This window comes from Planotetraspora thailandica (assembly GCF_016863335.1).
GTDB lineage: Bacteria > Actinomycetota > Actinomycetes > Streptosporangiales > Streptosporangiaceae > Planotetraspora > Planotetraspora thailandica.
The window spans coordinates 1-16,998 of record NZ_BOOR01000071.1 but is presented as its reverse complement, the minus strand read 5'-3'; the positions used below and the strand labels follow the sequence as shown (position 1 = coordinate 16,998).

Genomic DNA, 16,998 nt, shown 5'->3' with positions numbered 1-16,998 from the left:
TACAAGGGGTGACGTCCGCGGTCGCGTGAAGCTCGGATATTCGTCAGCGTCTAGGTATTTCGCCCGAGACGGCGCCGTCGACGGCAATCGATCAGGGCGTCGCGACGGCTCGTATATGCGGCATCCTCCCGATGCGACGGCAGAGAGCTTCCGGCGATCCTGAATGCAGCCATTCGTGGGCGATGCGATCCAGGCCACGAAGGCACATACCGCCCGTAGGCGTGGATCACGAATTCCTGCGTAACCGGCCGTATGGAATCAGTACGCAACCGTAACAATCGGAGTAAGTCCTAATGAAACGCATCTCGCGGGTCACCGGTCTCGTCGCCGCCTTGGCCGGGGCCACAGCGGTGTCCTCTTTGGCGCTGAGCTCGAGCGCGGACGCCCACTCGACCCCACGTCCCCCGAAGCCCACCGTGGTGCTGGTGCACGGCGCGTGGGCTGACGCCTCAGGCTGGACTCCGGTCGCCGAGAGCCTTGAGAAGGACGGCTATACGGTGAAGGCTCCGCCGAACCCGCTGCGCGGCCTCGCCTCGGACGCGCAATACATTTCCAGCGTCCTGAAGCAGATCAATGGCCCGGTCGTCCTCGTGGGCCACTCCTACGGGGGAGCCGTCATCACCAACGCCGCCCTCGACAACCCCAATGTCAAGGCGCTGGTCTACATCGCCGCCTTCGCGCCGGATGCGGGGGACTCGCTGGCCGGCCTCAATGCCCGACCGGTGGACCACCCCATCGCCCCGGTTCCGGCGCTGCCGACGACCTATCCGAAGCCCGACGGCAGCGTGGGCACGGAGCTGACCATCGACCCTGCCCAGTACAGCAACGTCTTCCTCGACAACGAACTGCCGAAGTACGAGGCCCAGGCGTTCGCCGCCGAGCAGCGGCCACTCAGCCTTGACTCGGTCACCGAGACGTCCGGCACCCCGGCATGGAAGTCGATTCCGTCCTGGTACATGGTGGCCAAGGATGATCGCGCCATCTCGCCGGACCTGGAGCGCTTCATGGCCGCCCGGGCCCACGCGCACACCGTCGAGGTGGACGGCCCCCACCTGATCATGTTCACCAGCCCGGCGCCCGTTACTCACCTCATCGAGCAGGCCGCCACAGCCACCGTCCGCTGAGCCGGCCGGACAGTACACGCCAGGAATGATCCGGTTCCGGACCAGCGCAGAGCGGTCCGGAACCGGATCCGGTCACACCACCAGATCACGTAGGAGACAACGCGATGTCCGAACCGACCCAACCCACGATCGTGCTGGTTCATGGAGCGTTCGCCGACGCCTCCGGCTTCGCCGGGACGATCCGCGAACTCACCACGTCCGGCTTCAACGTGATCGCGCCACCGAATCCTCTCCGTGGCCTGGCCAAGGACGCAGCCGCCGTCCGCGCCGTGGCGGGCGCGATCGACGGGCCGATCATGCTCGTGGGCCACTCCTACGGCGGCGCGGTGATCACACAGGCGTCGTACGGTCTCGACAACGTGGTTGGACTGGTCTACCTCGCGGCCTTCAGCCTCGACGAGGGCGAGAGTTGTGCGAGCGTGCAGGCACCCTTCCCGCCTTCGATGCTCGCCACATCCGCACAGCCGACGCCGTATGACGCTCCTGGCGCCGCCGGCGGCCCCGAGCTCTACATCACCCCGGACAGGTTTCGCGAGACGTTCTGCGCCGACGTCCCAGTAGACCTGGCACAGGTCATGTGCGCCGGCCAGCGGCCGCTCGCGCTGGCGGCGCTGACCGAGAACGCCACCGCCGCCGGCTGGAAGTCCATCCCGTCCTGGTACCAGATCGCTCAGCACGACAACGCCATCGCGCCCGAAGCGCAACGCTTCATGGCCCAGCGGATGGCCTCGACCATCGAGGAGATCGACGGCTCCCACACCGCCTTCATCGCGCAGCCCGTACGCGCCGCGAGCTTCATCAAGCGCGCACTCACCGAGTTCTGAACGTGCCAGCCGTCACGCCCGGCCGGGTGAGGCGGCCAGGTGCTGCGTGACCCAGCCCGCCAGTTCGCGGGCCGCGTCCGCCACGGACTCCCGCCACGTCCTGGCCGCGCCCTCGTCCGCCTCGTCGCTGACGTTCTTGACGAGCGTGATCGCGACGCCGGCCTCCCGTGCGACCGACGCCAGTGCGTACCCCTCCATGTCGACCAGGTCAGCGCGAGCCGCCAGGCGGTCGCGGGCGGCGGAGTCCGAGACGAACACGTCACCGGTGGCCAGAACCGGGCCGTCGCCGGTGAGCGTGAGCGGCGCGCCGTAGGTCTCGCCGGTGAGCTGCCGCAGCACGTCGGTGTCGAGGTCGTGCTGGATGACGGCGCTCACCACGTGGGTGCCCGTGAGGCCGGGGCGCAGCGCCCCCGCGGTGCCGAGGTTGACCACGGAGGACGGCAGCGGGCCCCGGCTCAGGACGCTCGCCAGCGCGGACGCCGCGTTGACCTTGCCTATGCCCGTCAACAGCACTGGGAGGCCGTCGTCGATGAAACGCGCCTCCTCCTGTACGGCGAGCACGAGCAGGGGCCTGTCGGACATGACGGTTCCGCGAAGTTCCATGCGCCACACCCTAGAGGGGTGCGCATGGGCCCGCGCTCAGGGCTCGGTCACCAGGTCGGCGGCGGAGACCGACATGTCGATCTTCTCCGCCGGCTCGACCCCCATGGCCTCGGCGAGCTTGTGGTGGCGCAGTGCCTCGTCGGGCCGGTTCCTGCGCTCCAGCGTCCGGGCCAGGGCCTCGTGCGCCCAGCCGTCGGCGGGGTTCAGCTCCACCAGCCGCCGGAAGGCCTCTTCCGCGCGCCCCAGCTGGGCGCTGTGGAAGTAAGCCCGCGCTAGCAGCTCGACGACGGCGTGGTTGCCGGGGTCCTGCTCGGCGAGGGGTGCGAGTATGCGGCTCGCCTCGGCGTAGTCCTTGGCGTCGAAGAACATCCTGCCGCGCTGGTATTCGTCGTAGGACATCGCACATCCTTTCCATCGGGACCGGCATGCTCAACCACAGGACGTGCCCGTGTCTTCCCGATCAGGAGCGCAGGCCCTCGACGATCTTCACGGCCAGGGGGAGCACGTCCGCCGGGCAGCCCCAGTGGTCGAAGACGCCGCCGCGCGCGGTGTTGCTCCCGCACACGACGAAGACGCCGGTGCCGAGTTCTCGCTTGAGCAGGGTGGCCAGCCAGCCGACGAACCCGCTGTTGTCCATGTCCGGAGGGAAGTGGAAGGAGAAGACGCCGAAGCGCCCGGCGCCCGGCGAGTCCTCCCCCGCCGGCACCAGGCTGCTCCACACCTGCTCGTCCCGGACCACCGCGAGCGCCTCGCGGGTGAGCCGCGGCGGCTCCGGCGACTCCGTGAAGAGCCAAAGTCCGTCACGGACGACGAAGTCGCATCGCGCGATCACCTGCCTCAGCCGCGCCTCGGTCTGCTCGGGGGTATCGGCGCTGACGTTCACCATGTAACCAGTGTAGGCGTCACACCGGTGTCGTGATCGACTGCGGGCTTACGCGGAGACGCTACGCAAGGCTTCCGGGTCGGGCTCCACGTATTCGACCGAGACGGACACGCCCCGATCCTGAGGGGCGGTTGCGGCCCGCCCGCTCGGCCAAACCGAACGGCCGGGCTCATGCCGTGCATACGGCCCGAAATTCGGTTGAACTCACGGTGGCGGCCGTCGTAGGCTCCGGGCCGTGAGTTACACGTTCTTCTTCGACCTCCGCTAGGCGCCGCCGGCAAGACGAGGCATGAACCCGTCGCCGGCGTGGCGGGGTGGCGCAGGGCCGCCCCGGGCCGACGTGGGAGAAGAACGTCATCATGCGCGTTCGCGCGTTTTTTCTCACCCCGCGTCCCAGGTTCCCCATCGTCTCGTGACGGGGGAAAGCCTGGTGGCGCGGTGCGTTCACGGGCTGGAGCCGACGCTCGCCGAGGAGATCCTCGGGCTGGGGCTCGGGACGATCACATACATCGGGCATCGTGAGGTGCGTTTCCGTGCCCGCCCCGCGCAGGCGCGAAGGCCGGGGAGGGGTACGGCGGAGCTGAGCACGGCCGACGACGTGTTCCTGTTGGCCGCGCAATGTCCTGATCCCGGCCCGCGAAAGGACGCGGCCGCCGCGCTCGCGCGGCTTGCCGACTCCGCCGACTCCGCCGACCTGGACGGCCTGCTGAGGCCGCGCCTCCGCCACGGCGGCACCGGCGAAGTCGCGGGCGTCGAGGTGTCGGCGTCGGCGCTGGGGCGGCGCAATTTCACCCGCTACGACGTCGAGGACGCCGTCGGGCAGGCGCTGGCGCGGCGGCTGGGCGTCGCCCACCACTCGCGCAGGGGCGGCGCCGCTCCCCCGGCCGGGTCGAACGGGTGGCGGGTCACCCTCGACGGCGAGCGGGCCACGCTCCTGCTGCGGGTCGCCGACCGGCCGCTGCACCGGCGCGACTACAAACGGCGCTCGATCCCGGGCACGCTCCACCCGCCGGTCGCCGCCGCCATGGCACGCATGGCCGGGATCCGCCCCGGTGACCTGGTCGTCGACCCCTGCTGCGGCGCGGGGACCCTGCTGATCGAGGCCGTACGGCACGAGCCGCAGGCACGCTTCTGCGGTTTCGACCTGGCGCCGGAGTCGCTGCAGGCCGCCCGGGACAACGCGGCAGGGCTGCCCGTCGTGCTCGGGCGGGCCGACGCGGGACGGCTGCCGCTGGCCGGCGGCGGCGTCGCCCGTGTGGTGTGCAACCCGCCCTGGGGCGGCCAGGTCGCCCCAGGCGGCCTGCTGGGCGCCTCGCCGGCACGCTGGTGGGCGGAGCTGCGCCGCGTGCTCATGCCCGGCGGGGTGGCCGTGGCGCTCCTTCCCGATGTCGCCGAGTTGTGCACCGCGATCCGGTGGGGGCTCGCTCCCGTGCACGTCCAGCGCGTACGGATCGCGGGCGCCCAGGCGTTCCTCATCCGGCTGGAGGCCCCATGACGCGATGAGCGGCGGCGATCCACCGGTCCAGCGTCGCCGCGGCCCCGCCCGAGTCGACGGCTTCCGCGCATCGGGCCATCGCCGCCGCGAGCCGCTCGGCCAGGGACTCCGGTGAAGGGTCGAGCGCCACAAGCACGGCGGCGGCGTTGAGGAGCACCACGTCACGGATCGGCCCGCGCCGCCCGCCGAGCAGCGCTCGCACCACGTCGGCGTTGCCGGCCGCCGCGCCGCCGCGCAGCGCGCCCGGCTCCGCACGCGGAAGGCCGAGACCGGCGGGGTCGAACGTCGTCGTGGTCACGGTCCCGTCGCGCACCACCCAGACGCGCGACGTGGTCGTGGTCGTGAGCTTGTCCAGTCCGTCCTGGCCCCGGACCACCAGCGCCGAGCCTCCCCGCGCCGCCAGCACGCCGGCGACCACCGGGGCCATCCGCGCGTCGGCCACCCCGACCACCTGGTGGCGGGGCCCGGCCGGGTTGACCAGTGGCCCCAGGACGTTGAACGCGGTCGGCACCGCGAGCTCCCGGCGCACGGCGGCGACGCCGCGAAGACCGGGGTTGAACCTCGGTGCGAACAGGAACGCGATGCCGGCCTCGGCCGCCGTGCGCGCGGCCTGCTCGGGTGTCGTGTCCAATGGCACGCCGAGCTGTTCGAGCACGTCGGCCGATCCGCCGGTGGACGACGACGCGGCCCGCCCGCCGTGCTTGACCACGGTCACCCCGGTCGCGGCGGCGACCACGGCCGCCATCGTGGAGATGTTGACCGCCCCGGTGCGGTCGCCGCCCGTGCCGACGATGTCGGCGAACGTGCCGGCGATCGTGACCTTCGTCGCGTGGCCGCGGAGGGAGTCGGCCAGCCCGCGGATCTCCGCCGCGGTCTCGCCCTTGGCCCGCAGCGCGGTCAGGAACGCCGCGACCTGGGCGGTCGTGGCCTCGCCGCGAACCACCTGGTCCATCGCCCAGGCCGTGTCCACGCCGGTGAGGTCGCGACGGTCGAGCAGCGTGGCAAGGAGGCCGGCCCAGGACCGGCCGCCGGCCTGAACGGTCGTGACGGTGCTGGTGAGCGGCAGTGCCGATGTCGGTGTCGATGTCTGTGCCGACGGCGGTGTCGATGTCACGGGCGATCCTCGGACGGGGCCTCCCGGCGAGGCCGCACTGTCCGGACATGACGACGGCCGCCTCGTCGAGGCGGCCGGTGGGTTACGCGCACACGGTGGGACCGCCTAACAGGCGGGCCACCAGCCGTTCAAGCGCGTGATCATGCCGACGAGCGTAGCAGGCCGCCCGCGGAAGCCGTGCTCGGCCCTCCTGGCCGGGAATCTTCCATCGTCCCGAAGATACCTCGATTTTTCACCACGAAACGGTAATACTTTCCCATTTTTGGGCCCATTTGTTGCGATTTGCGGGTGCTTTTTGCCTTATGCGCGTGAGTCGTTCAATAGCGTTTGACCTGGGGTCCAGCCACGACTGAACGGGGGAGGTTGCGGTGTCGGGCAAATTGCGCCATCAGTCCATCCAGGCGCGCTACACCTTCGCCACCGCGATCACCTCGCTGATCCTTTTTCTGGTGATCGGGGCCGGGCTCGACTGGGCGATACGGACGCGGATCCAGAACGACATCTTCTATGAGGCCGAGCGCGTGGCCGCCACATGGATCGGCTCCTTCCCCGTCTCGACGTCGCCGCCCGCCCACAGGGGCCGGATCGACCTGCTCCAGCTCGTCGACGACGCGGGCCGGGTGGAGGCCGCCAGCGACGCCGTAGCGGGCCGGCCTCCGATCGGCACGTCGCGTCCCCCGGTGAACGACCGGATCGCGTACGGCACCGAGTGCTCCGACGCGAACGGGTGCGTGGTGCTGACCACCGTCCGGGTGTCTCCGCTCGAGACCCGCGTGTTGTGGAAGGGCCGGCCCCACTACATCTACGCCGGCATGGCCCAGCCTCCGCTGCTGTCCTCGCACGCGCTCGAACTGCTGACCAGTGCCGGAGTGCTGCTGGCCGTCGGCCTGTCCGCCTGGGCGACCTGGTGTGTGGTGGGCCGTACACTCCGCCCCGTGGAGATGATCCGCGCGAGGACGGCGGAGATCACGGTGAGCGACCTGAGCATGCGGGTGCCGGAGCCGCCGGGCTCCGACGAGATAGCCCAGCTGGCCCGGACGGCGAACAGGACGTTGTCGCGGCTGGAGACGGCGGTGGAGCAGCAGCGCCAGTTCGCCTCCACGGTCTCCTACGAGCTCAGGACCCCCGTCGCCGACCTGCACACCGAACTCGGCGAAGCGCTCCAGCGCCCCTGCGACGCGGGGGCGCTCGTCACGATCAGGTCCGCCCTGTCGACGACGCAACGCCTCCAGACGATCATCGACGATCTGCTGGTGCTCGCCCGTATCAGGTCCGCTCCTGCAGCCGCGCCGGAGGCCGTCGACCTCGGCGCCCTCGTGACCGAGGAGGCGGCCCGCCGCTCCCGCGCCGACACGCCGATCCGCACCCGTTATGTCGACCCGGGGGCGGGTGAGGCCGTCGTGCTGGGCAACCGGGTCCAGCTGATCGGCGTCATGACCAACCTCATCGCGAACGCCCAGCGCCATGCCGCCACCGGCGTCCAGGTCACCGTGGGGCGGTCCGGCGATCAGGCGGTCGTCACCGTCAGCGACGACGGAGACGGCATCGCGCCGCAGGACCGGGAGCGGGTGTTCGAGCCGTTCGTCCGCCTCGGCGAGGGGCAGCGTCGCGACCCGGACGGCACCGGCCTCGGCCTGGCGATCTGCCGCGCGGTCGCCTCCGCCCACAACGGCACCATCGAGATCGAGGACTCCCCCCGCGGCGCCCGATTCGTCGTCAGACTCCCGATTCTCACGCCCTGACGCCGTCTCCTGAACCTCGGTTTCCCCAGAGTTTCCGCACTTCACAGCGATTACCTATTTATCCAACAGGGATTGTTGGTTACTGTCGGAGTGTGGCTCATTCCTCAACTCCCGGCGCGACGGCACACGGCCGCGTCCCCACGGTCGTGATCGTGGGAGGCGGTGCCAGCGGCACGCTGACCGTGGTGCACCTGCTCCGAAGGCTCGAGGCGGTCCAGGCGGCCGCCCGGATCGTGCTCGTCGACAAGCACGGTCGCCACGGAGCGGGCCAGGCGTACTCGACCACCGACCCGCGCCACCTCCTCAACGCCTGCGCCGACAAGATGAGCGCGTTCCCCGACGATCCCGGTCACCTGCCCGCCTGGGCGCGGGCGAACGGGCTGGACGTCAGCGGATCCGACTTCCTGTCCCGCGCGGTCTACGGCCGGTACCTGCGCGACGTGCTGGACGCCGCCGAGCGTCGCGCGTGGCCGGCCGTCCGGGTGGCCCGGCTGACGGCGGCCGTCTCCGCCGTCGGCCGCCCCGACCCCGGCGGGCGCGTGCGGGTCCGGCTGTCGGACGGCCGTGACATCGACGCCGACGCCGTCGTGCTGGCCACCGGCAACTCCGCGCCGAGCGCCCTGCCGCGACCCGCGGAGGCGGCGGGGCGCTACGTCGCCGACCCCTGGGCGCCCGGGGCGCTTGCCCGGATCGGCGACGGATCTCCCGTGCTGGTGGTGGGCACCGGCCTGACCATGGTCGACATCTCGCTCACGGTGACCCGGGCCCACCCGGACGCCGTGGTCCACGCGATCTCCCGGCACGGCATGCTCCCCCGCGGGCATCGATGTCCCCCTTCGCCCCCGGCGTGGATGCCCGTGGCCGACGACGTCACCGGGCTGTCGCGCCTCCTGCGTGCCGTACGGGCCGCGATCGACGAGCACGACGGCGACTGGCGATCCGTCGTGGACGGCCTGCGCCCGCACGTGCCGCGCATCTGGTCCCGCCTCAGCGCCCCCGACCGGCGGCGCTTCCTCGGACTGGCGGCCCGCTACTGGGAGGTGCACCGGCACCGCATCCCGCCCGAGACCGCCACCCGCATCGGCGAACTGCGGGCGGCCGGCCGCCTCACGGTGCTGCCCGGCACTCTCGTCCGCGCCACCGCCACGGATGACGCGCTGATCGCCCAGGTGGCCGACGGGTCCGGGTCCACCCGCGATCTCCGGGTCGGGTGGCTGGTCAACGGCACCGGGCCGTCCTCCGACGTCACCCGTGACCCGTTCCTCGCCACCCTGTTCGCCGCCGGGGTTGCCCGCCCCGACGAGTTGCGCATGGGCCTGGACGCCGACGACGACGGCATGGTCCTGGACGCCGACGGCCGGCCGAACGACAAGATCTTCACCCTCGGGCCGCCCCTGCGCGGCAAGCGGTACGAGACCACCGCGGTCCCCGAGATCCGCGCGCAGGCCGTCGCGCTGGCCCCCCGCATCGCCGAGGCGATCGGCGTGCGCGTCCGTACGGCGCCGCAGGCCCGCCTGCCCACCCTCCATTGGAGGAGCGGCATCCCGTCGCAGGCCTGACGGCGTACGGCTCAGATCGCGGAGGCGCCGGCGTCGACCTCCTCGCGGCGGGCGGCGGTTTGGCAGTCGCACACCGGGCCGTGCCGCTCCGCCCGCAACTCGGCGCGCAGGGCAGTGAGCTCGGCCATGACGGCCTTGATGGCGTGCATCTCGTCGTCGTCCGCCTGGCGCGCGGCGGCGGTCTCCGCCGCGTGGTCGTCCTCCATCGCGCGCACGACGACGGCGATGAACAGGTTGAGCACGACGAAGGTGCAGATCAGGATGAAGATGACAAAGAAGATCCACGCCGACGGGTGGGTCTCCATGACCTCGCGCGCCACGTCCGACCACGCCTCACCCGTCATCACCTGGAACAGCGTGAACAGCGACGACCCCAGGTCGCCGAAGTAGTGCGGGCTCGTCGCCCCGAACAGCTTGGTGGCGATCACCGAGGCGACGTAGAGCACGAGGCTGAGCAGCACGGCGATGGACGCCATGCCGGGCACCGCGACGAGCAGCGCCGAGACGACCCGGCGCAGGCTGGGGACCACGGAGATCAGCCGCAGTGCCCGCATGATCCGCAGCGCTCGGAGCACCGACAGCTCGCCCGAGTGCGGCAGCAGGGAGACGCCGACGATCACGACGTCGAAGACGTTCCACGGGTCGCGCAGGAACTTCAGCCGGTAGACGTACATCTTCGCCAGGAGCTCGGCCACGAACACGTACAACGCGGCGTGGTCGACGAGTCCGAGCAGGTCGCCGTACCGGCTCATCAGGGTCGGCGAGGTCTCCAGTCCCAGAGTCGCGGCGTTCACCAGGATCAGAACGGTGATCGCCCGCTGGGTGCGGGGGGCCTCCACCACGGTGCGAACACGGTCGCGCCAGACCAAGGAAAGCTCCTGCATCAATCGGGGGGCATGCGGTCACCAGTGATCGTAGTGAGCGCCCGGAGTCGTCGATCACGGCGAGGGGGTTCGTTCATGATCGGGACCCCCGTGGGCGCGGGGTGCCGTCCGGCCGTCAGGATGGTGCCTCCCGGTCGTCTCCGAGTCCGACGAGGTCATCAGTGAGTTCATCGACGCATCCGCTCCCGCCGGACAACCATGTGCACAGCGAGTGGTCCTGGGACGCCGTGGCCGGCTCCATGGAGCGGACCTGCGAGCGAGCCGTCGAGATCGGGCTGCCGTCGGTGGCCTTCACCGAGCACGCCGACTACACCGCGTGGGTGGTGCCCGACGGCGCCGGCCTTCCCGACGCCTGGCAGAGCCTGGTGAAAGACCAGGTGCTCACTCCCCCCGAGATCGACGTGGACGGCTACCTGGAGTGCCTCCAGCGGTGCCGCGATCGTTTCCCGGATCTGCGCATCCTGTCCGGCGTCGAACTGGGCGAGCCGCACTGGCACGATCAGCGAATCGGCCGGCTTCTCGCGTCGGCGGGGTTCGACCGGGTCCTCGCCTCGGTCCACACCGTGCCCGTCGAGGGCGGCTTCGCGGAGGTCGCCGCCCTCTACCGCGACCGGCCGGCCGCCACGGTGATCCACGACCATCTGGCCGAGATGGTGCGCATGATCGAGGGCTTCGACCACTTCGAGGTGCTCGCGCACATCGACTATCCGGTGCGGTACTGGCCCGCCGAGGCCGGGCCGTACGATCCGGGCGCGTTCGAGGACGGCTACCGCACGGTCCTGCGGGCCCTGACGCGCGCAGGGAAGGCCCTGGAGATCAACACCAGGGTGCCTCTGCACCCGGTCGTCGTGCGCTGGTGGCGGGAGGAGGGCGGCAGGCTCGTGTCCTTCGCCAGCGACGCGCACGTGCCCTCCGCACTGGCGCACGGCTTCGCCGAGGCGAGCACGGTGGCCGAGTCGTGCGGGTTCAGGCCGGGAGCGCATCCCCACGACTTGTGGCGGCGCTGACGCCCAGCTTCAGACGGCGGGCGTCACCGCCTGTGGGAGCCCATCCGCTGGGAGACCCGGCACGAGCGCTGCTTCTTGCAGACGACGGCCTGGATCTTCGTCGTCTCGCTGACGCTGACCGAGATCTGCTGCGCTCCGCGGTTGATGGTGGGGCTGTTGACCGCGTTGTAGTTCTTGACGTGCCTGCCGTTGCCTTCGTTGCCGGTGAACGGCCCGCGGCTTCCGGACCCCGCGATCACCCATGAGTGCACCGTCGCGCTCGCTGGCGGCTGGGCGACGGCCATCGCCGAAGCCGCCGAGATCGCGAGGGCGAGGACTGTGAGGGCCGGCCGCCGCGTTCCGGCGGCGGAAAAGCCGAGCGGACGCTCCGTACGGATCATCGCGGCACCTCCGATCGACAGCGGGACATGAGACGCCGGTGTCATACCCGCTGCCGGACCCGGGGCCGGTGCGGTTACCCGTTCTTTGCCGGATCCTGCGCCGTCGAGACGGGCAGCGTAACAATCATGGTGAGCCCGCCGCCGGGTGTCTCCTCGGGGATCAGAGTGCCCCCCATCGCTTCGGTCAGGCCCCGCGCGAGGGGCAGTCCGAGGCCGATCCCGGCGTGGTCGTCCGGTTCGAGACGGTGGAACGGCAGGAAGACCCGGTCGAGCTCCTCCTGCGGGATGCCGGGGCCTCGGTCGACGACGCGGATCTCCACATGGCCGGCGTGCCCGCTCGCGGTGATCAGGACCTTCTTTCCTGAAGGGGTGTAGCGGACCGCGTTGGACACGAGGTTGACCAGCACGCGTTCCAGGAGGGCGGGGTCGGCGCCGACCCTCGGCAGATCGGCGGCGACGTCGCCCACGACGCGATCACGCAGCGGGTCGAGGTCGTCGATCGCCCGGGAGACGACGGCCCCGAGCGAGACCGGCCGTATCGCCACCCCGAGGACGCCCGCCTGCAGCCGGCTCATGTCGAGAAGGTCGTCGACCAGGCGGTCCAGCATCGCCAGGGACTCGAGGGCGGTGTCCATCAGCTCCGCGCGTTCCTTCTCGGTCCACGTGATGTCGGAGGCGCGCAGGCTCTCCACCGCCGCCGTGGCCGACGCGAGGGGGGTGCGCAGGTCGTGGCCGACGGCGGCGAGCAGCGCCGTGCGCATCCTGTCCGCCTCGGCAAGGGGGCGAACCTGTTCGGCCTCCTCGGCGAGCCGCTCCTGGCGCAGCGCGACGGCGGCCTCGGCGGCGAACGCCTCCAGCACCCGCCGATCGGAGGCGTCGAGCAGCCGCCCGCGGGCGGCGAGCACGAGGTCGTCGCCGATGACCACGTCGGTGTCGGCGGAGGCCGGGCACTCGCAGGCCACGTCGCCGGAGGCGGCGGCGACACGCCAGGCCGCGGGATCGTCCTGGTCGCCGGGGGTGGGTTCGACGCCGGGCCGGCGTTCGAGCAGGGCGACCGATGTCAGCCCGAACGTCTCGCGGAGCCGGCCGAGCAGGGACGGCAGCGCGGCGTCGCCGCGCAGCACCTGCCCGGCCAGCGTGGCCAGCACCTCGGCGTCGGCGCCGGCCCGCGCGGCCTCCCGCGTGCGACGGGCGGCCAGGTCGACGACCGCACTGACCATGATCGCAACCAGGACGTAGACCGCCAGTGCGAGCAGGTTCTGCGGGTCGGCGATGGTGAACTGGTCGACCGGCGGCGTGAAGAAGTAGTTGAGCAGCAGGAACCCGGCGACGGCGGCGGTGACGGCCGGCCACATGCCGCCCACCAGGGCGACGCCGACGACCACGAGCAGGAACAGCAGGATGTCGATGGGCAGGGTCAGGTTGTCCCGGATCGGCCGCAGGATGGCGGTGAGCCCGGGGAGTGCGACGGCGGCCGTCGCCCACCCGGCCAGCCGACGGGTCCGCGTGAGCGCCGCCCGGGAGCGGGACTGACGGCCGCGGCCCCTGCTGACCTCCTCATGGGTGACCATGTGGACGTCTATCGACCCGGACAGCGCGGTGGTCGTGACGCCGACGCCCCGGGCGAGCAGCTGGGCGAACCTGCCTCTCCTGGAGGCGCCGAGCACGAGCTGGGTGGCGTTGACGCCACGCGCGAAGTCCAGCAGGGCGCGGGGGACGTCGTCGCCGACGACCTGGTGATAGGTGCCGCCGAGGCTCTCCACCAGAGTCCGCTGCCGGGCCAGGCCGACGGGATCGGCGGCGGCCAGACCGTCGGAGCGGGTGACGTGGACGGCGAGGAGTTCCGCGCCCTTGCTGCGGGCGGCGATCCTGGCCGCGCGTCTGATCAGCGTGTCGCCTTCGGTGCCTCCGGACAGCGCCACGACGACGCGCTCGCGGGTCTCCCAGGTGCCGGCGATGCCGTGCTCGGCCCGGTAGCGGTCGAGCTGCTCGTCGACCTTGCCGGCGACCCACAGCAGCGCGAGCTCACGAAGCGCGGTGAGGTTGCCGACGCGGAAGTAGTTCGCCAGCGCGGCGTCGACCTTCTCCGGCGGATAGACGTTGCCGTGCGCCATCCTTCGGCGCAGCGCCTCCGGCGACATGTCGACCAGCTCGATCTGGTCGGCCCGCCGCACCACCTCGTCCGGGACCGTCTCCCGCTGGGGCACTCCGGTGATCTGCTGGACGACGTCGTTGAGCGACTCCAGGTGCTGGATGTTGACCGTGGAGATCACGTCGATGCCGGCGTCCAGCACGTCGTCGATGTCCTGCCAGCGCTTGGCGTTGCGCGAGCCCGGCACGTTGGTGTGGGCCAGTTCGTCGATGAGCGCGATCTTGGGCCGGCGCGCGATGAGCGCCTCGACGTCCAGCTCGGTGAATCGGGCTCCCCGATAGACGAGTGTCCGCCGCGGGATGATCTCCATGCCCTCCAGGAGCGCCGCCGTACGAGGACGGTCGTGCGTTTCGACGAACCCCACGACGATGTCGCGCCCACGCTCGAGCGCGCGGCGCGCCTCGCAGAGCATCGCGTACGTCTTGCCGACACCCGGCGCCGCTCCGAGATACACCCGCAGCCGCCCCCGCATGGCTCACCTCTCCGATCCCGATTTCCCCTTATCCCCTTATAGATAGCGATAAACAGCGGCTCGCGCGGCGCACGACGCGTGACCTGGACCGGCCTGGGGATACCACCGGTAACCGAAATATCACCGATTGTGATGCTATATCCCCGTGAAGGCGGTCGAGCGGTCGTGAGCGTGGAGAACCTCGTCGGGCTCGCCCTGGCCGTCTGCGCGTTGGTGTACCTGACGGCCGCGCTCTTCTTCCCGGAGCGTTTCTAGATGAACGGGAGCGCCTCTCGATGAACGCGGCGGCCGCGGGCATCCTCTTCGCGGGCTCCCTCCTGATCGCCGCGGCCCTGGCCTACCGGCCGATGGGCGACTACATGTACCGCGTCTACTCCGGCTCGCGGCACACGCGGGCCGAACGGGCCGTCTACCGCCTCGTCGGCGTCAGGCCGGACGCCGAGCAGACGTGGGCGGCCTACGCCCGCTGCGTGCTCGTCTTCTCAGCGGTCTCCGTCCTGTTCCTGTACGGCCTGCAGCGCCTGCAGAACCACCTCGTGTGGAGCCTCGGGTTCGGGCCCGTCGTCTCGCACCAGGCGTGGAACACCGCGATCAGCTTCGTGACCAACACCAACTGGCAGTCGTACGCGGGCGAGACCACCATGGGCTACCTGGTGCAGATGGCGGGCCTGGCCGTACAGAACTTCGTGTCCGCCGCCGTCGGCATGGCCGTCGCGATCGCGCTGGTGCGCGGGTTCGCCCGCACGAAGACCGAGTATCTCGGCAACTTCTGGAAGGACCTGGTCCGCGGCACCCTCCGGATCCTGCTGCCGCTCGCCTTCGCCGGCGCGCTCGTCCTGGTCGCCGGCGGAGTGGTGCAGAACTTCCACGACCCCTATGCGATCCAGACTCTGGCGGGCGCCAGGCAGGTCGTCACGGGCGGGCCGGTGGCGAGTCAGGAGGTCATCAAGCAGCTGGGCACCAACGGAGGCGGCTTCTACAACGCCAACTCCGCCCACCCCTTCGAGAACCCCACGCCGTGGACGAACTGGTTGCAGATCTTCCTGGTGCTCGTCATCAGCGCGAGCATGCCCCGCACGTTCGGCCGCATGGTCGGCAGCGACAGGCAGGGCTACGCGATCGTCGCGGTGATGGCGACGCTGGCGATCATCAGCACCGCGCTGATCATGTTCTTCCAGCTCGGCCACCACGGCACCGTCCCTACCGCGGTGGGCGCGGCCACGGAGGGCGTGGAGACCCGGTTCGGTGTGGCGAACTCGGCGACATTCGCCGGCGCGACCACGCTGACCTCGACCGGTGCGGTCGACTCCGCGCACGACTCGTATACGAGCCTCGGCGGCATGATGACCATGTTCAACATGATGCTGGGCGAGATCGCCCCCGGAGGCGTCGGCTCCGGCCTGTACGGCATGCTCGTCCTGGCTGTGATCACGGTCTTCGTGGCCGGGCTGATGGTCGGGCGCACACCCGAGTATCTCGGCAAGAAGATCGGCCGCCGGGAGATGACGTTCGCGGCCTCCTACTTCCTCATCACGCCGATCTGCGTCCTCACCGGGACGGCGGTCGCAATGGCAGGAGACTGGGGGCGCGCGGGCATGCTCAACACGGGCCCGCACGGCCTGTCCGAGGTGCTCTACGCCTTCACCTCGGCGTCGAACAACAACGGATCGGCCTTCGCCGGTCTCACGGCCGGCACCCCGTTCTATGACACGGCGCTCGGTCTGGCGATGGCCGTCGGGCGCTTCCTGCCCATGATCTTCATCCTCGCGCTGGCCGGGTCGCTCGCGCGGCAGCGGCTGACCCCGGCGTCGGAGGGCACCCTGCCCACCTACCGGCCGCAGTTCGTCGGGATGGTCGCCGGTGTCGCGGTGATCCTGGTGGCCCTCACCTTCCTCCCTGCGCTCGCGCTCGGGCCCCTCGCCGAGGGGATCCGCTGATGGCGGCCTCCGGGCGCGCGTCCGCGAAGCAGCGTGTGCACGCCGGATTGCTCGACCCGAAACAGCTGGTCAAGGCGCTGCCGGACGCGGCGAAAAAGCTCGACCCGCGGATCATGTGGCGCAACCCGGTCATGTTCATCGTGGAGATCGGCGCGGCGTGGAGCACCGTCCTGGCCGTCGCCCGGCCGAGCTGGTTCGCCTGGCTGATCGTCGTCTGGCTCTGGCTGACCGTGATCTTCGCCAACCTCGCCGAGGCCGTGGCCGAGGGGCGCGGCAAGGCCCAGGCCGAGACCCTGCGCAGGGCGAAACGCGAGACGACGGCCCGCCGCCTGGTCGGGTGGAGACCCGGCGAGCAGGCGCAGGAGGAGGCGGTCGCCGCGCCCGAGCTGCGGCAGGGCGACCATGTCGTCGTCGAGGCCGGCGAGACCATCCCGGGCGACGGTGACGTCGTCGAGGGCATCGCCAGCGTCGACGAGTCGACCATCACCGGAGAATCGGCGCCGGTCATCCGCGAGTCCGGCGGCGACAGGTCGGCGGTCACCGGAGGGACGAAGGTGCTGTCCGACCGCATCGTCGTGAAGATCACCCAGCGGCCCGGCGAAAGCTTCATCGACAAGATGATCGCGCTGGTCGAGGGGGCGAAACGGCAGAAGACGCCGAACGAGATCGCCCTCAACATCCTGCTCGCCTCGCTGACGATCATCTTCGTGATGGCGGTCACCACACTGCAGCCACTCGCCGTCTATTCCAAGGTCACCCAGCCGGGCGTGCCGGACTCCGCGACCCTGAGCGCCCACGGCGTCAGCGGCATCGTCATGGTGG

16 protein-coding genes are annotated in these 16,998 nt (G+C 70.9%); 9 read left to right on the top strand and 7 right to left on the bottom strand.

The window, feature by feature from the left end:
- The first annotated feature begins 293 nt into the window (after positions 1-293).
- Positions 294-1,124: an alpha/beta fold hydrolase gene (locus tag Pth03_RS35560; protein WP_203948876.1), complete on the top strand. Its 831-nt coding sequence runs from the start codon at positions 294-296 to the stop codon at positions 1,122-1,124.
- 104 nt (positions 1,125-1,228) lie between these two features.
- Complete coding sequence (locus Pth03_RS35555; RefSeq protein ID WP_203948875.1) at positions 1,229-1,948, top strand: alpha/beta hydrolase; 720 nt, start codon at positions 1,229-1,231, stop codon at positions 1,946-1,948.
- A 12-nt stretch (positions 1,949-1,960) separates the two neighbouring features.
- Here the strand turns inward: Pth03_RS35555 and Pth03_RS35550 are convergent, their stop codons facing one another.
- The 3 genes from Pth03_RS35550 to Pth03_RS35540 form a co-directional block, all read right to left on the bottom strand.
- Positions 1,961-2,551, bottom strand: coding sequence for a nucleosidase (locus Pth03_RS35550; protein WP_203948874.1), 591 nt, complete (start codon positions 2,549-2,551; stop codon positions 1,961-1,963).
- Positions 2,552-2,587: 36 nt separating this feature from the next.
- Entirely contained in the window at positions 2,588-2,950 is a 363-nt protein-coding gene (locus tag Pth03_RS35545; RefSeq protein WP_203948873.1) for a tetratricopeptide repeat protein, read from the bottom strand.
- A gap of 61 nt (positions 2,951-3,011) precedes the next feature.
- Positions 3,012-3,437 carry a DUF6196 family protein gene (locus Pth03_RS35540; RefSeq protein ID WP_203948872.1) on the bottom strand — a complete coding sequence of 142 codons (426 nt, stop codon included), beginning with the start codon at positions 3,435-3,437 and terminating at the stop codon, positions 3,012-3,014.
- A 409-nt stretch (positions 3,438-3,846) separates the two neighbouring features.
- Here Pth03_RS35540 and Pth03_RS35535 point away from each other — a divergent pair, with 409 nt between their 5' ends.
- A complete protein-coding gene (locus Pth03_RS35535) occupies positions 3,847-4,929 on the top strand; it encodes a methyltransferase domain-containing protein (RefSeq protein ID WP_203948871.1) in 1,083 nt (360 codons plus the stop codon).
- On the opposite strand, the gene trpD is transcribed toward Pth03_RS35535, so the two are convergent.
- Positions 4,907-6,043, bottom strand: a complete 1,137-nt coding sequence (trpD, locus tag Pth03_RS35530) for an anthranilate phosphoribosyltransferase (RefSeq protein WP_308442409.1) — start codon at positions 6,041-6,043, stop codon at positions 4,907-4,909. The genes Pth03_RS35535 and trpD overlap by 23 nt on opposite strands.
- A 368-nt stretch (positions 6,044-6,411) precedes the next feature.
- Between trpD and Pth03_RS35525 the strand changes: the two genes are divergently transcribed.
- Positions 6,412-7,785, top strand: coding sequence for a sensor histidine kinase (locus Pth03_RS35525; protein ID WP_203948870.1), 1,374 nt, complete (start codon positions 6,412-6,414; stop codon positions 7,783-7,785).
- Positions 7,786-7,877: 92 nt separating this feature from the next.
- Positions 7,878-9,344 (top strand): FAD/NAD(P)-binding protein, encoded by a 1,467-nt coding sequence (locus Pth03_RS35520; protein WP_203948869.1) that lies wholly within the window; start codon positions 7,878-7,880, stop codon positions 9,342-9,344.
- An 11-nt stretch (positions 9,345-9,355) separates the two neighbouring features.
- On the opposite strand, the gene Pth03_RS35515 is transcribed toward Pth03_RS35520, so the two are convergent.
- Positions 9,356-10,213 carry an ion transporter gene (locus Pth03_RS35515; RefSeq protein ID WP_239119613.1) on the bottom strand — a complete coding sequence of 286 codons (858 nt, stop codon included), beginning with the start codon at positions 10,211-10,213 and terminating at the stop codon, positions 9,356-9,358.
- A gap of 176 nt (positions 10,214-10,389) precedes the next feature.
- Between Pth03_RS35515 and Pth03_RS35510 the strand changes: the two genes are divergently transcribed.
- Entirely contained in the window at positions 10,390-11,235 is an 846-nt protein-coding gene (locus tag Pth03_RS35510) for a PHP domain-containing protein (RefSeq protein WP_203948867.1), read from the top strand.
- Between the two features lie 23 nt (positions 11,236-11,258).
- On the opposite strand, the gene Pth03_RS35505 is transcribed toward Pth03_RS35510, so the two are convergent.
- Both Pth03_RS35505 and Pth03_RS35500 read right to left on the bottom strand, forming a co-directional pair.
- Complete coding sequence (locus tag Pth03_RS35505; RefSeq protein WP_203948866.1) at positions 11,259-11,615, bottom strand: hypothetical protein; 357 nt, start codon at positions 11,613-11,615, stop codon at positions 11,259-11,261.
- 74 nt (positions 11,616-11,689) lie between these two features.
- On the bottom strand, positions 11,690-14,239 hold the full coding sequence (locus Pth03_RS35500) for a sensor histidine kinase (RefSeq protein ID WP_203948865.1): 2,550 nt from the start codon (positions 14,237-14,239) through the stop codon (positions 11,690-11,692).
- A 165-nt stretch (positions 14,240-14,404) separates the two neighbouring features.
- Between Pth03_RS35500 and Pth03_RS35495 the strand changes: the two genes are divergently transcribed.
- From Pth03_RS35495 to Pth03_RS35485, 3 genes are all read left to right on the top strand, one after another.
- Positions 14,405-14,494 carry a potassium-transporting ATPase subunit F gene (locus Pth03_RS35495; RefSeq protein ID WP_203948864.1) on the top strand — a complete coding sequence of 30 codons (90 nt, stop codon included), beginning with the start codon at positions 14,405-14,407 and terminating at the stop codon, positions 14,492-14,494.
- Between the two features lie 20 nt (positions 14,495-14,514).
- Positions 14,515-16,176, top strand: a complete 1,662-nt coding sequence (gene kdpA, locus Pth03_RS35490) for a potassium-transporting ATPase subunit KdpA (protein WP_203948863.1) — start codon at positions 14,515-14,517, stop codon at positions 16,174-16,176.
- Positions 16,176-16,998: P-type ATPase actuator domain-containing protein (locus Pth03_RS35485; protein WP_444544183.1), on the top strand; the 823-nt coding region annotated here is incomplete at its 3' end. The genes kdpA and Pth03_RS35485, both read left to right, overlap by 1 nt.

Excerpts from the sequence above, each read along its gene's own strand:
- Pth03_RS35560 (WP_203948876.1), top strand. The coding sequence starts at position 294 with ATGAAACGCATCTCGCGGGTCACCGGTCTCGTCGCCGCCTTGGCCGGG.
- Pth03_RS35555 (WP_203948875.1), top strand. The coding sequence starts at position 1,229 with ATGTCCGAACCGACCCAACCCACGATCGTGCTGGTTCATGGAGCGTTC.
- Pth03_RS35550 (WP_203948874.1), bottom strand. The coding sequence starts at position 2,551 with ATGGAACTTCGCGGAACCGTCATGTCCGACAGGCCCCTGCTCGTGCTC.
- Pth03_RS35545 (WP_203948873.1), bottom strand. The coding sequence starts at position 2,950 with ATGTCCTACGACGAATACCAGCGCGGCAGGATGTTCTTCGACGCCAAG.
- Pth03_RS35540 (WP_203948872.1), bottom strand. The coding sequence starts at position 3,437 with ATGGTGAACGTCAGCGCCGATACCCCCGAGCAGACCGAGGCGCGGCTG.
- Pth03_RS35505 (WP_203948866.1), bottom strand. The coding sequence starts at position 11,615 with ATGATCCGTACGGAGCGTCCGCTCGGCTTTTCCGCCGCCGGAACGCGG.
- Pth03_RS35500 (WP_203948865.1), bottom strand. The coding sequence starts at position 14,239 with ATGCGGGGGCGGCTGCGGGTGTATCTCGGAGCGGCGCCGGGTGTCGGC.
- kdpA (WP_203948863.1), top strand. The coding sequence starts at position 14,515 with ATGAACGCGGCGGCCGCGGGCATCCTCTTCGCGGGCTCCCTCCTGATC.